Annotated in this window: 13 protein-coding genes; all 13 read right to left on the bottom strand. The window is 53.7% G+C overall.

From position 1 onward, the window contains the following. Positions 1-268: 268 nt before the first annotated feature. The gene (locus tag ACRCWW_RS20960; protein ID WP_438684128.1) at positions 269-1,222 is read right to left on the bottom strand and encodes a YbeF family transcriptional regulator; all 954 of its coding nucleotides are present in this window, start codon (positions 1,220-1,222) and stop codon (positions 269-271) included. A gap of 302 nt (positions 1,223-1,524) precedes the next feature. Beyond that, the gene (lipB, locus tag ACRCWW_RS20955) at positions 1,525-2,166 is read right to left on the bottom strand and encodes a lipoyl(octanoyl) transferase LipB (protein WP_438684127.1); all 642 of its coding nucleotides are present in this window, start codon (positions 2,164-2,166) and stop codon (positions 1,525-1,527) included. 88 nt (positions 2,167-2,254) lie between these two features. Further along, the gene (gene ybeD / locus ACRCWW_RS20950) at positions 2,255-2,518 is read right to left on the bottom strand and encodes a DUF493 family protein YbeD (protein WP_438684126.1); all 264 of its coding nucleotides are present in this window, start codon (positions 2,516-2,518) and stop codon (positions 2,255-2,257) included. A gap of 107 nt (positions 2,519-2,625) precedes the next feature. Beyond that, complete coding sequence (gene dacA, locus ACRCWW_RS20945; RefSeq protein ID WP_438684125.1) at positions 2,626-3,825, bottom strand: D-alanyl-D-alanine carboxypeptidase DacA; 1,200 nt, start codon at positions 3,823-3,825, stop codon at positions 2,626-2,628. Between the two features lie 138 nt (positions 3,826-3,963). Further along, positions 3,964-5,106 (bottom strand): endolytic peptidoglycan transglycosylase RlpA, encoded by a 1,143-nt coding sequence (gene rlpA / locus ACRCWW_RS20940; protein ID WP_438684129.1) that lies wholly within the window; start codon positions 5,104-5,106, stop codon positions 3,964-3,966. Between the two features lie 13 nt (positions 5,107-5,119). Then, positions 5,120-6,232, bottom strand: a complete 1,113-nt coding sequence (gene mrdB, locus ACRCWW_RS20935; protein WP_330984492.1) for a peptidoglycan glycosyltransferase MrdB — start codon at positions 6,230-6,232, stop codon at positions 5,120-5,122. Positions 6,233-6,234: 2 nt separating this feature from the next. Then, positions 6,235-8,136: a peptidoglycan DD-transpeptidase MrdA gene (gene mrdA, locus ACRCWW_RS20930; RefSeq protein ID WP_438684124.1), complete on the bottom strand. Its 1,902-nt coding sequence runs from the start codon at positions 8,134-8,136 to the stop codon at positions 6,235-6,237. Between the two features lie 27 nt (positions 8,137-8,163). After that, positions 8,164-8,631 carry a 23S rRNA (pseudouridine(1915)-N(3))-methyltransferase RlmH gene (gene rlmH, locus ACRCWW_RS20925; protein WP_404659244.1) on the bottom strand — a complete coding sequence of 156 codons (468 nt, stop codon included), beginning with the start codon at positions 8,629-8,631 and terminating at the stop codon, positions 8,164-8,166. Positions 8,632-8,634: 3 nt separating this feature from the next. Beyond that, on the bottom strand, positions 8,635-8,952 hold the full coding sequence (rsfS, locus tag ACRCWW_RS20920; RefSeq protein ID WP_312624465.1) for a ribosome silencing factor: 318 nt from the start codon (positions 8,950-8,952) through the stop codon (positions 8,635-8,637). A gap of 274 nt (positions 8,953-9,226) precedes the next feature. Then, on the bottom strand, positions 9,227-9,886 hold the full coding sequence (gene nadD, locus ACRCWW_RS20915) for a nicotinate-nucleotide adenylyltransferase (protein ID WP_438684123.1): 660 nt from the start codon (positions 9,884-9,886) through the stop codon (positions 9,227-9,229). Between the two features lies 1 nt (position 9,887). Beyond that, entirely contained in the window at positions 9,888-10,919 is a 1,032-nt protein-coding gene (gene holA / locus ACRCWW_RS20910) for a DNA polymerase III subunit delta (protein WP_438684122.1), read from the bottom strand. Further along, complete coding sequence (lptE, locus tag ACRCWW_RS20905) at positions 10,919-11,506, bottom strand: LPS assembly lipoprotein LptE (protein WP_438684121.1); 588 nt, start codon at positions 11,504-11,506, stop codon at positions 10,919-10,921. The genes holA and lptE overlap by 1 nt, the downstream gene beginning before the upstream one ends. Positions 11,507-11,520: 14 nt before the next feature. Continuing rightward, positions 11,521-14,081 (bottom strand): leucine--tRNA ligase (gene leuS, locus ACRCWW_RS20900; RefSeq protein WP_438684120.1); only part of this gene is annotated, 2,561 nt, incomplete at its 5' end.

Raw genomic sequence — 14,081 nt, 5'->3', positions numbered from 1 at the left:
CCATTTTATCGGCATCGCGGTACTTAACACCGCGTTCCATCACAATGGGTTTACTCATAGCGTGCGTGTTCCAGTTGCGAGTAACGAAGGAAAGCGTTTCAATTCAAGGGAATGTTGTATTTATCAACTATTTTTGAATCTGATGGCTGGCAGTATACCATCAATAAGCGTGATAAGCAGCCTGCCAGCCCGGCAATTTGTAAACCAGATGTTGCTTTCTGTGCGCTTCGTTCGCACGAGCACTGAAAAAATGAGGTTCGACGGCGAGTTAAAACACCTGGCGAATGGCGGTAATCACGCTTTGCAATACCGGATCACGCATACTGAGCTTGTTGTAATGCAGTGAAAAATCGACAACTTCATCTCGCAGTGGTGCAAAATCTACGATCTGCAACGGCCAGCACCGCGAGAACAGCGTAAAGAAGCGAGCAGGCATCAATCCGACCAGATCGCTGTTACCAATCAGCGCCGCTATTGTCACAAGGTTGTAACTGCTGAAGCTGATTTGACGCTCCGGGAACATCTCATGCACGCGCTTACGCAGCTCGGTATGCGCCGCACCTTCCATCATCAGCAGTGTGTATTCAAACTGGCTCAGGGACGCCTGCGTTTGCTGCGTTTTAAACACCGGATGACCTTCACGGGCAACAAGTACGATACGATCGCTGTACAGCACGTGATGGCTTAATGCTCTCGTGTCGTGAACATTGCTGTCGATAATTAAGTCAGTCTGAAACTGACTCAGTTGAAGGCCAACATCGGTGACGGGGATATTACGTAACAGCAACTGAGGGAATTGCTCTTTAATCGTCTGATAAATGGCCGGCATGACCACCGCACCAACGCTGGGAGATGTCCCAATCGTGATAGTGCGCTGCTTGTCGTAGCTACCTGTGAGATCGAGTGCGCCGAGAATGGATTCCAGGCCCTGACTGATGTATTCATGCAGGTGGGTGGCATAGGCGGTTGGCGTGACGCCCTGGCCTTTACGGATGAAAAGCGGGTCCGGAAATATGGTGCGCAGTTTCTGAATGGATTGGCTAATAGCAGAGGGAGTGAGATTCAGAATTTTCGCAGCGTTAACGATGCCTTTATGTACATATACGGCCTCAAAAATCGTCAATAAATTGAGGTCGATATTTCGCAGGGTCCTGAAGATTTGCGGCGTATCATTCTCTCTTTGCGGATTTATTCGGCTTTCCGGCTGGTCGTTATATTCCACACTTGTACTCCGTATTCATTCACAATATGAATGATAGTTGAAAAAGTTTTTATTGTTATTATGCTTTTGAGAGGCAACTTTATCGCGGAGACAGGATTTATATCACTATTATCAATGAGTTATATCTTGAACTGCGGAGCCATCTCGATTTTTAGTGGCGTGTTAACGTAAAATTTTGTACTCGTCGTAGTCACTTCTTAGACGGGCGGAGAAAAAATATAGAAAGTTGTGATTAATGTAAAGGAAAACGAGGCAAAAGGGGTGGGGACCCGACAAAATATCAGGTCCTGCTGTATAATATATTAAGCCGTAATATATTTATGAGGTGGATTGTTTAGCAGTGCTAAAAAATTCCTGACCAACACGGGGGCAATATTTACCGTTTTAGCCTCTGCATCCCAATCCTGCATTTGCGTCATTTCCATCCCCGCATAACCACAAGGGTTAATACGCAGGAAAGGGGATAAGTCCATCGCAACATTCAGCGCGAGACCATGAAACGAGCAGCCTTTGCGGATGCGCAACCCCAGTGAGCAAATTTTCTTTTCCCCGACATAGACGCCTGGCGCATCTGCGCGTGGGTGTGAATCGATCCCAAATTCTGCCAGCGTATTCACGACGGTTTGTTCCAGTAATGTGACCAGTTCACGCACACCGAGTTTTCGGCGTTTCAGGTTGAGCAGCACGTACATGACTTGCTGGCCTGGCCCATGGTAGGTCACCTGGCCGCCACGATCGCTCTGAATGACCGGAATATCACCCGGCACCAGAACGTGCTCCGCCTTGCCTGCCTGTCCTTGTGTGAAGACAGGTTCGTGCTCAACCAGCCAGATCTCATCGGGCGTTGATTCATCACGGTTATCGGTAAAGTCATGCATCGCCTGAGAAACAGGCTCATAAGGTTGGACGCCAAGCTGACGAACCAGCAGGGTATTCAGACTCAAAACGGCAACTCCGCGGAACGGGAAAACATAGCGGGGAGTATATCACAGAGCAGAAACGGTGTTGCCCGGCGAGCGCCGGGCAACGGGATCACAGCACCATACGTACGATGTCGATATTACCTAACTCTTCGTACAACGTTTCGACCTGCTCAATATGAGTGGCGGTAATGGTGATGGAGACTGAGTGGTAGTTGCCTTTGCTGCTTGGTTTTACCTGCGGGGAGTAATCACCTGGCGCGTGGCGCTGTACCACTTCCACCACCTGATCAACCAGCTCAGGCAACGCCTGCCCCATCACCTTGTAGGTAAATGAAGTAGGGAATTCAAGCAGTTCGTTAAGTTTGGTTTTCATGTCAGCTCCGGTGGTTTAAAAAGACGACTCCCGCGGCGTGCCACGGGAGTCGTTATCAACATGCTTAGTATATGGGGATGGAAATCACACTTTCAAGTGTGTAATTTTTAACCAAACCAGTGGTGGAACATTAATTTAATGTAATCAATCATCTTGCCGAAGAAGTTGCCTTCAGGAATTTCCTGCAGAACAACCAGTGGGCGCTGTTCAATGGTTTTGCCGTCGAGCTGGAAGTTGATCGTACCGACCACCTGGTTTTTCTGCAGCGGAGCGTGCAGCTCGGCATTGTTCAGAACGTAGCTCGCTTTCAGATCCTTCATGCGACCACGTGGGATGGTGAGATAAACATCTTTATCCACACCCAGTGAAGCGCGGTCGGTGTCACCGAACCAGGCTGGCTCAGAGGCAAACTCTTTACCGGCTTTGATTGGGCTTACGGTTTCGAAGAAGCGGAAGCCCCAGGTCAGCAGTTTTTTACTTTCGGTTTCGCGACCCTTGTAGGTACGGCCACCCATCACGGCGGACACCAGGCGCATCTGACCTTCGGTTGCAGAGGCTACGAGGTTATAACCGGCTTTATCGGTATGACCAGTTTTGATGCCGTCAACGTTCAAGCTGTTATCCCACAGCAGACCGTTACGGTTCATCTGACGGATACCGTTGAAGGTGAACTCTTTTTCTCTGTAGATGGTGTATTCATTCGGCACATCGCGAATCAGCGCCTGACCAATCAGAGCCATATCGCGAGCGGAGCTGTACTGACCATCAGCATCAAGACCGTGTACCGTCTGGAAATGGGTGTTCTGCAGGCCCAGTGCGGTGACGTAGCTGTTCATCAGACCCACGAAAGCATCCTGGCTGCCAGCAACATAGTCGGCCATGGCCACGCAGGCGTCGTTACCGGATTGCAGGTTGATACCGCGAATCAGCTGTGAAACGGGAACCTGCATGCCAGGCTTCAGGAACATCAGGGATGAACCTTTGAATACCGGGTTGCCGGTCGCCCAGGCGTCGGTGCCGACGGTGACGACATCAGACTCTTTGAATTTGCCTGCTTTCATCGCCTGACCGATGACATAGCTGGTCATCATTTTGGTCAGACTGGCCGGGTCACGGCGGGAGTCAGCGTTCTGCTCTGCCAGGACTTTACCTGAGTTATAGTCGATCAGAATGTAGGATTCCGCGTCAATCTGCGGAACGCCAGGGATCATGGTTTTGATGTTCAGGTCATCAGCGTGGGCGGCTGTGGTCAGTGCCGCAACGGACAGCGCCGTGATAAGTAAACGAGCAGAGAAAGAGGTCTTCATGGTCAGAACAACGACATCCGTGATGGAGTGAAAAAAGTGCCTAACTATAGCATTTGCTATAAGGTCAGGCATCCTGCATTGCGCGCGACTTTGTTAATGATTTTTACATACTCAGCGCGCCAGGATGCTTATCTGCCTTTAGTTGGCGTGTGTAATAAATGACTGCAGCTGCACTTCACTTTGCAAACGCTGTTGCAGAGTCGTGGCATCCGCTTTGCTGTTAAACGGCCCTAACTGAATACGCCAGACCGCGCCGTTTTGCGTCACCCGGCCAGGCACAGAAAACTGCTGGCTGAGGCGTTGTTGATACTGCTGAGCGCGAGCCTGATCGCTCACGGCACCCACCTGAACCACATAGCTGCCGCTGGCGGCTGTCGCAGTGGCTGCAACAGGCGCAGCGCTTGTTGCAACACTACCCTGAACAGAACCCGGCGCAGTCACTGGAGCGTTTTGTGTGGCAACTGGCTGAGCTGCGGGCTGCGCGGCTGGTTGAGGTGTCGGTTCGCTTCCTTCAAGTACGCCGCTGTTCAGCGTTGTCGGTGCGCCGAGGAAGCCGCTGCTGTTAACCGGTGCGCCGGTGGCATCTTCCGGCTTCAGCGTATCGTTACTGATTGCGCGAACATCGCTCTGACCAGACTGTGGCTCAGGAGCAGAAGAAACACTGCCCATGCCGCCGCTCAGATCCGGGCGAGAGGGAAGGGCATAAGTCTGCTTTGCGATGGTGGTACAAGCCGTACCAGGCCCGGACAGCGTACCGTCCTGCGCCACAATAATCGGGTCAATACGGACTTTGGTATTGTTGGACGTATTCAGACGATCGGCTGCAGCGCGGGAAAGTGAAATCACACGATCGTTGCCATAAGGGCCGCGATCGTTAATACGCACAATCAGCATGCGGCCGTTCGCAAGGTTGGTAATACGTGCGTAGCTTGGCACAGGCAGCGTCGGGTGAGCGGCAGTGAGCTGCATCGGATCAAAAGACTCGCCGGAAGCTGTCAGGTTGCTGCCTGGTTCTGCATCATAAATAGCGGCTAAGCCAGCCTGACTGAAGTTCGACGGGTCCTGGACGATGTTGTAATTCTTGCCGTCGCGCTGATAGTCCTGATTGACCGAAGGGTTCTGAGGCTCGTAGCGAGGCTCGGCTCCGCTGATTTCGACCACCGGGCCATTACAGACCGCCGGCTTCGGTGCGCTGACAGTTTGCTGTGGCACGCCATCATCACTCGAACACGCCGCCAGTAAGCCCGCTGCGATACAGATCCCAAGCCATTGTTTACGCATCATTGCGCACCTCTTATACGCTTTTCGACAACATTTTTCTGTGGGTATGTATCGACATCACGATACCAAACCCGGCCATCAGTACGATGAGAGCAGAGCCCCCATAGCTCACCAGCGGGAGCGGAACGCCTACCACCGGCAAAATTCCACTTACCATACCAATATTTACGAAGACATAAACGAATAAAATCAACATTAAACCACCAGCCATTACGCGGCCAAAGGTGGTTTGTGCTTGCGCGGCTATCCACAACCCGCGCATGATCAGTAAAACGTACAGCGCGAGCAGAACCAGGAAGCCTATCAACCCCAGTTCTTCAGCAAGCACGGCAAAGATAAAGTCAGTATGGCGCTCGGGTAAGAATTCGAGCTGCGACTGAGTGCCGTGCAGCCAGCCTTTGCCGCGTAAACCGCCGGAACCAATGGCAATTTTCGACTGAATAATGTGGTAGCCCGCGCCCAGCGGATCGGTTTCCGGATCGAGCAGCATCATCACGCGCTGGCGTTGATAATCGTGCATCAGGAAGAACCAGAGTATCGGAATAAAGGCCGCCACCAGCACAACAGCCACGCCGATCAGACGCCAGCTAAGCCCGGAAAGGAACAGCACAAACAGGCCGGAAAGGGCGATAAGAATCGAGGTGCCCAGGTCTGGCTGTGCCGCCACCAACAGCGTTGGCAGGAATATCAGCACCAGGGCAATCGCGGTGTTTTTAAGCGTAGGCGGGCAAACATCGCGGTTGATAAAGCGTGCCACCATCAGAGGTACGGCAATCTTGGCAATCTCAGAGGGCTGGAAGCGCACGACACCCAGGTCAAGCCAGCGCTGTGCGCCTTTAGAAATGGCTCCGAAGGCATCTACCGCGACCAACAGCACAATACAGAAGATATAGAGCCAGGGTGCCCAGCCTTCGTAGACTCGAGGGGGGATCTGTGCCATGACGACCATGATGACCACGCCCATCGCAATCTGGCCGATTTTGCGTTCCATCATGCCGATGTCCTGGCCGCTGGCGCTCCAGATGACCAGTGCGCTGTAGGTCAGCAGCGCCAGCAGGATGAGCAGCATGGTGGGGTCAAGGTGGATCTTCTCCCACAATGACTTTTTGTTCGGATTATCCGTCATGTTTATTGGTCCTCCGCGGCTGCGGCTGCCGGGTTTTCTGCCGGCAGGACGGTGTTGTTATCACCGAGCATAATATGGTCAAGGATCTGGCGCATGATGGTGCCGACCGCCGGGCCAGCACCGCCGTTTTCCAGAATAATGGCAACCGCCACTTTCGGGCTGTCGTAAGGGGCGAAAGCGGTCATTAATTTATGGTCACGTAAACGTTCAGCAATGCGGTGCGCGTTATAGGTTTCGTTGGCTTTCAGACCAAAGACCTGTGCGGTACCTGATTTCGCCGCAATCTTGTAGGGCGCGCCTGCGAAGTATTTATGTGCCGTGCCGTTTGGACGATTGGCTACGCCGTACATCCCGTCTTTGGCAATTTCCCAGAAGCCGGAGTGAATATCACCCACCGGCGCTTCATGCGGTTGTTCCCACGGCACTTGCTTACCTTCCTCGGTGGTGCTCATCAACAGATGGGGCACTTTCACCACGCCGTCGTTAATCAGGATCATCAGCGCTTTGCTCATCTGAATAGGCGTCGCTGTCCAGTAACCCTGACCAATCCCGACGGGAATGGTATCACCCTGATACCATGGCTTTTTAAAGCGTTTCAGCTTCCATTCACGGGTTGGCATGTTTCCGGAACGCTCTTCAGAAAGATCGATACCGGTGTAGTGACCGTAGCCAAACTTGCCCATCCATTCGGAAAGCCTGTCGATACCCATGTCGTAGGCGACCTGATAGAAGAAGGTATCAGCAGATTCTTCCAGCGCTTTGGTGACGTTCAGGTGGCCGTGGCCCCATTTTTTCCAGTCGCGATAGCGCTTGTCGGAACCCGGTAACTGCCACCAACCCGGGTCAAACAGCCCGGTATTTTTGGTGATCACGCCAGCGCTCAGCGCTGAGACTGAAACGTAAGGTTTAACTGTAGACGCAGGAGGGTAAACACCTTGTGTGGCGCGGTTCACCAGCGGCGTGTTCGGGTCGTTCAACAGTGAGGAGTAATCCTTGCTGGAAATACCATCTACGAACAGGTTTGGATCGTAGCTTGGCATCGACACCAGCGCCAGAATGCCACCGGAACGCGGGTCGGTGACTACCACGGCGGCACGGCTGCCGGCCAGTAGCGTCTCGATGTACTGCTGAAGTTTCAGGTCAAGCGTCAGGTAGATATCGTGCCCAGCCTGCGGCGGCACTTCCTTCAACTGACGGATAACGCGACCACGGTTGTTAACTTCAACCTCTTCGTAACCGGTTTGACCGTGGAGCACATCTTCGTAGTAGCGCTCGATGCCGAGCTTACCGATATCGTGCGTCGCAGCATAGTTTGCCAGCTTGCCTTCTTTATCGAGGCGGTCGACGTCTTTATCGTTAATTTTCGATACGTAACCAATGACGTGCGTCAGCGCGGAACCATAAGGATAGTAGCGACGTTTATAGCCTTTTACTTCCACGCCCGGGAAACGGTACTGATTAACCGCAAACCGTGCGACCTGAACTTCTGTCAGGTTGACCTTGACCGGAATGGACGTGAAGCGGTGCGAGCGGGCACGCTCTTTTTTGAAATTGGCGATGTCATCATCGGTAAGGTCGACGACGCTGCGCAGATCGTTAAGCGTCTGCTGGAGGTTGTCCACCTTTTCAGGCATCAATTCAAGCTGGTAAATCGTGCGGTTTAACGCCAGCGGTGTGCCGTTGCGGTCATAGATGATGCCGCGACTTGGCGGAATAGGGACCAGCTTAATGCGGTTTTCGTTAGAGCGGGTTTGATAGTCAGTAAAACGAACAATTTGCAGATTATAGAGATTAACAACCAGCACGCCACTGAGGATTAAAATACCCGTAAAGGCGACTACTGCCCGGCGCACAAAGAGCGCGGACTCAGCCGTATAGTCGCGAAAAGAATTCTGTAATTTCATCCGCTGCTTAATCTACTCTGGTCATCATTACTCGCGGTGATAAGGGTGGTTGGTGGTAATGCTCCACGCCCGATAAAGGCTCTCTGCCACCAGCACTCGCACCAGCGGGTGAGGAAGGGTCAGCGCGGAGAGGGACCAACTTTGTTCTGCGGCAGCTTTACAGGCAGGGGACAACCCCTCCGGGCCACCGATAAGCAGGCTGACATCGCGGCCATCCTGCTTCCAGCGCTCAAGCTCAACGGCAAGCTGCGGCGTATCCCAGGGTTTACCCGGAATATCCAGCGTGACAATGCGATTTTTGCCTGCCGCCGCCAGCATCAGCTCGCCTTCTTTATCCAGAATCCGCTTGATGTCCGCATTCTTACCCCGTTTGCCGGCAGGAATTTCTACCAGCTCAAACGGCATATCTTTGGGGAAACGGCGCAGGTATTCCGTGAAACCGGTTTGTACCCAGTCAGGCATTTTGGTCCCAACGGCAATGAGCTGCAGCTTCACGCATTAACCCCAGAGTTTTTCCAGTTCATACAGGCGACGACTCTCTTCCTGCATAACGTGAACAATCACATCACCTAAATCGACGACAACCCAATCGGCTACGTTTTCACCTTCAACGCCCAGTGGCAGCATGCCCGCGGCGCGAGATTCCTGAACAACGTGGTCAGCGATGGACATAACATGACGAGTGGAGGTGCCGGTGCAGATAATCATGCAGTCGGTGATACTGGATTTACCGTGAACATCGATAGCCACGATGTCCTGGCCTTTAAGATCGTCGATTTTGTCGATAACAAAATCCTGGAGTGCTTTACCCTGCAAGTTTCCCCCTGGTCAGGTGAAGATTAACAATATGAACAGCCCGTCAGTATACCTGAATCCAGGACGAAGTCGGGACAAATGTCTCCGGCCGGATGGCACCGGCGGGCTATCATCCCATCCAATGACACCGATTGCATCGCCATTTTTGTAAAACAATTTCTGTAAATCAGTATGGTGGGACAAGTCTGGCTGCGGAGAATAGCAGCCTTGCCGGGTGTGTCAATGGTCTGCGGGGAGGTTAAGGATGAAAAGAGATTTTTCGTGTTGTTTACGTTCAACCAGCTTCAGAAATTGCCTGATAAAGACCGTGCTGGTGAATATACGCTAAAACCGCTGCTGGCAGCATTTCCGCGCACGATTCCCCTTTTTGCAGACGTTCACGGATAAGCGTCGCGGAGATATCAAACCATGGCGTTTCGGCCAGGTAAATTTTGCCGGACGGAGAGTCATGTAAATCCTCGGCACGGTTCGTCAGATGGGCATCCAGCCATTGTTGATGCTGCTCTTCTTTCATCGCCATCGGGTAACCCGGACGGCGGCAGACAAGCAAATGCGCATTACCCAAAATGCTTTGATAGTCGTGCCAGGTCGGAAAATTGATGAGAGAGTCCTGGCCGATGATGAACGCCAGCGGCCGATCGGGCCCAGCCTCCTGCCGCCAGGCTTTCAGCGTTTCAGACGTGTAAGAGGGCGTGTCGCGCTTGAGTTCACGCTCATCCAGTTCAAACAGCGGCTTATCCGCAATCGCCAGTTCCAGCATCTCTTTACGCTGTGCACTGGTCGCTTCTGGCTGGGGGCGGTGCGGTGGCACGTTGTTCGGCATGATCACCACTTTTGATAACCCAATCAGGTTAGCGAGGATCTCAACCGGTTTGAGGTGACCGTAATGCACCGGATCAAAAGTGCCGCCATAGATGGCTTTTAACGCAGTCATATCAACCTTCGAAAAAGACGTCAGGCAGGTTTTTGTGGCACAGCAGCAGCGACAGGCTGTCGAGCTCGGCCCAGACCGATTGTCCGTAATCCTGCTTGAGGGTCAGCTCTGTGCGAGTCAGCAGCGATACGGCGTGGCGAAGTTGTTCAGTACTCAGGCGATTCAGCGCTTCAGTAAACAGCGGGCGGCGGTTCTGCCAGACGCGATGCTTATCGAACAGCGCTCTCAGAGGCGTGGACGCCGACTGACGCTTCATATTGACCAGCAGCAGCAACTCGCGTTGCAACGTGCGAAGCAGGATAACCGGCTCGCTGCCTTCCTGGCGAAGCTGTTGAAGGATGTGCAGCGCGCGTTTGCTTTTGCCCGCCAGCAACGCATCCAGCCAGTGGAAAGGCGTAAAGTGCGCGGCATCATTGACGGCTTGTTCAACGCGCGGCAGCGTCAGCTTTCCGTCAGGCCACAGCAGAGAAAGGCGTTCCAGTGCCTGAGCGAGAGCCAGCAAGTTGCCTTCGTAGCAGTAACAAAGAAGCTGGCTTGCTGCCTCGTCGAGCTGCAGGTTGTGTTGCTTCGCGCGTGCTGCCAGCCAGCGTGGTAACTGAGCTTGTTCCGGGGTTTGGCAGGATACCTGCACGGCTCGCTCGGAAAGAGTACTGCACCACGCGGCGTTTTCCTGCGCCTTAGTCAGCTTGTTACCGCGAACAATCAGCAGTAAATCGTCGTGTAGCATCCCCGTCAGGGCGGCGAGCTGTTCGTTGATAGCGGCGTTTGGGCCGTTTTCAGGCAGTAACAGCATCAGCGTTTGACGGCTGGCAAACAGGCTTCTTTCCTGGCTGAGAGCAAACAGGGCATTCCAGTCGGTGCTGGCATCAATCGAGACGGTGTGGTGTTCATCAAAACCCTGAGCCATCGCGGCAGCGCGAATGGCATCCTGGCTTTCCTGAAGAAGAAGCGGGTCGTTACCGAGGAGTAAATACGCCGCGCGCAGCCCTTCAGAGAGCTGCGCGCGGAGTTGTTCTGGGTACAGCCGAATCATCAGTTACCCAGAGTAGTGGAGGTGCGAGTGGTCGCCGGTGTGGCGGTGGTGTCCGCCACTGGCTGCTCTTCCTCTTTGGTGGCTTCAGTATCTGCCACTTTCACGCTCGGCAGCTTGCGAATCAGCTGTTGAGCGGCTTTGTCGTACATTTCCTGAATGATGATGTCCTGCTCGGAATCTTTCGCCAGCGCCTTCTGCGGGTTATCGAAGAAGGAACGATAAACCTTGGTGCTGATCGGATAGATATCGTGACCTGGAATCAAAATGCTCGCGGTCACGGTCATCACCATCTGATATTCCGCCGTTCTACCGTCCTGGAATACTGATGCGGTGTCTTTACCGATGCTCGCGCCGCCCAGACGCAGGGACGGAATGTCCTGGCGAATGGAGCTGCCATCAACAATCTCGATCCCATTCAGGCGCATCTGGTTACGAACAGAACGACTCAGAGGGCCATTTGGATCACCTGAAATGAAAATCATCTGTTTCATGTTGGCAGGAACCTGCGTGGAGCTCTGCAGGTGCCAGCCACAACCTGCGGTGACGAGCACCGCAAGAGATACCAATAACGTTGTCAGAAATCGCACGCTTCCTCCCGCGCTTAGCCAACGACCAGGTTGAGCAGTTTACCCGGTACGTAAATCACTTTACGCACGGTAACGCCTTCCAGATATTTCGCAACCAAATGTTCCTGGCCTGCGCGTTCACGAACTTGCTCTTCGGTCGCATCCACCGGTACAGTGACTTTGCCGCGAACTTTACCGTTGACCTGAACGACGACCAGCGTGGTGTTTTCAACCATCGCTTTTTCGTCTGCTACCGGCCACGGAGCGTTATCCACATCACCTTCGCCGCCCAGTGTCTGCCACAGGGTGAAGCTCACGTGCGGTGTGAACGGGTTCAGCATGCGAACCACAGCCAGCAGCGCTTCCTGCATCAGAGCGCGATCCTGCTCGCCTTCGGTTGGCGCTTTCGCCAGTTTGTTCATCAGCTCCATCACAGCCGCAATTGCGGTGTTGAAGGTCTGACGACGGCCAACATCATCGGTCACTTTGGCAATAGTTTTATGCACGTCGCGACGCAGGGCCTGCTGATCTTCGCTCAGCGCATCAACATTCAGTGCCGCAACCGGGCCATTAGACGTGTGCTCATAAACCAGTTTCCAGACGCGCTTGAGGAAGCGGTTCGCACCTTCAACGCCGGATTCCTGCCATTCCAGCGTCATATCGGCTGGAGAGGCAAACATCATGAACAGGCGCACGGTGTCTGCGCCGTAACGCTCAACCATTTCCTGCGGGTCGATGCCGTTGTTTTTCGACTTCGACATTTTGCTCATGCCGGTGTAGACCAGCTCATGGCCCGCTTCGTCTTTCGCTTTCACGATGCGGCCTTTTTCGTCGCGCTCAACGAGGGCGTCTTTTGGAGACACCCAGTTGCGCTCGCCGTTTTCGCCGACGTAATAGAATGCGTCTGCCAGCACCATGCCCTGACACAGCAGCTGTTTGGCTGGCTCGTCAGAATTCACCATGCCTGCATCGCGCATCAGTTTGTGGAAGAAGCGGAAATAGAGCAGGTGCATGATGGCGTGTTCGATACCGCCGATGTAGATATCGACGGGCAGCCAGTAGTTGGCGGCATCGGAATCCAGCATGCCTTCCTGATAGTCAGGGCAGGTGTAACGCGCGTAGTACCAGGAGGACTCCATGAAGGTGTCGAAGGTATCCGTTTCGCGCAGCGCAGGCTGACCGTTCACCGTGGTTTTTGCCCACTCAGGATCAGCTTTAATTGGGCTGGTGATCCCGTCCATGACCACGTCTTCCGGCAGAATCACCGGCAGCTGATCTTCAGGGGTTGGCATCACGGTGCCGTCTTCCAGCGTCACCATTGGAATTGGTGCGCCCCAGTAACGCTGGCGGGAAACGCCCCAGTCGCGCAGACGGAAGTTAACTTTACGTTCGCCGACGCCCAGCGCTGCAAGCTTATCGGCGATGGCGTTGAAGCCTTCTTCGAAGCTCAGGCCACTGAATTCACCGGAGTTGAACAGGGTGCCTTTTTCGGTCAGCGCCTGTTCGGAGAGGTCTGGCTCTGTGCCATCGGCTGCCAGAATAACGGGCTTGATGTTCAGACCATATTTGCTCGCAAACTCGTAGTCGCGCTGATCGTGGCCTGGAACGGCCATCACTGCGCCAGTGCCGTATTCCATCAGCACGAAGTTCGCCGCCCATACCGGAATCGCTTCACCGGTCAGCGGGTGAATGGCTTTAAAGCCAGTATCGACGCCTTTCTTCTCCATGGTTGCCATGTCTGCTTCGGCAACTTTGGTGTTACGGCATTCGTCGATGAAGGTTGCAAGCTCAGGATTGTTCGCGGCAGCCTGCTGTGCCAGCGGGTGGCCCGCCGCAACGGCCAGATATGTCGCACCCATGAAGGTGTCTGGACGCGTGGTGTAGACCGTCAGCTTGTCCGCGTAATCGGTGACATCAAAGGAGATTTCCACCCCTTCGGAACGGCCAATCCAGTTACGCTGCATGGTCTTAACGGTGTCCGGCCACTGATCCATTTTATCCAGATCGTTGAGCAGCTCGTCAGCGTAGGCGGTGATTTTGATAAACCACTGTGGAATTTCTTTACGCTCAACTTTGGTGTCGCAGCGCCAGCAGCAGCCGTCGATAACCTGTTCGTTGGCCAGAACGGTCTGATCGTTCGGACACCAGTTAACGGCGGAGGTTTTCTTGTACACGAGGCCTTTTTTATACAGCTCGGTAAAGAACTTCTGCTCCCAACGGTAGTATTCCGGGGTACAGGTCGCCAGCTCACGGCTCCAGTCATAACCGAAGCCCAGCATTTTCAGCTGGTTTTTCATGTAGGCGATGTTGTCGTAGGTCCACGGTGCGGGGGCGGTGTTGTTTTTCACCGCCGCGCCTTCTGCCGGGAGGCCGAACGCATCCCAGCCGATAGGCTGCAGCACGTTTTTGCCCAGCATGCGCTGGTAACGGGCAATCACATCACCAATGGTGTAGTTGCGCACGTGGCCCATGTGTAGTCGGCCAGAAGGATAGGGGAGCATCGACAGGCAATAGTATTTCTCTTTGCTGTTGTCTTCAGTCACTTCAAATGTGCGCTTCTCGTCCCAGTGTTGCTGGACTTTCGATTCTATCTCTT

Origin of the sequence: Scandinavium sp., assembly GCF_051650185.1 — a bacterium.
In the GTDB taxonomy this organism is placed as follows: domain Bacteria; phylum Pseudomonadota; class Gammaproteobacteria; order Enterobacterales; family Enterobacteriaceae; genus Scandinavium.
The sequence above is the reverse complement of the archived record's forward strand: the minus strand, read 5'-3'. Positions and strand labels throughout refer to the sequence as shown.

Excerpts from the sequence above, each read along its gene's own strand:
- ybeD (WP_438684126.1), bottom strand. The coding sequence starts at position 2,518 with ATGAAAACCAAACTTAACGAACTGCTTGAATTCCCTACTTCATTTACC.
- dacA (WP_438684125.1), bottom strand. The coding sequence starts at position 3,825 with ATGAAGACCTCTTTCTCTGCTCGTTTACTTATCACGGCGCTGTCCGTT.
- rlpA (WP_438684129.1), bottom strand. The coding sequence starts at position 5,106 with ATGCGTAAACAATGGCTTGGGATCTGTATCGCAGCGGGCTTACTGGCG.
- mrdB (WP_330984492.1), bottom strand. The coding sequence starts at position 6,232 with ATGACGGATAATCCGAACAAAAAGTCATTGTGGGAGAAGATCCACCTT.
- mrdA (WP_438684124.1), bottom strand. The coding sequence starts at position 8,136 with ATGAAATTACAGAATTCTTTTCGCGACTATACGGCTGAGTCCGCGCTC.
- nadD (WP_438684123.1), bottom strand. The coding sequence starts at position 9,886 with ATGACTGCGTTAAAAGCCATCTATGGCGGCACTTTTGATCCGGTGCAT.
- holA (WP_438684122.1), bottom strand. The coding sequence starts at position 10,919 with ATGATTCGGCTGTACCCAGAACAACTCCGCGCGCAGCTCTCTGAAGGG.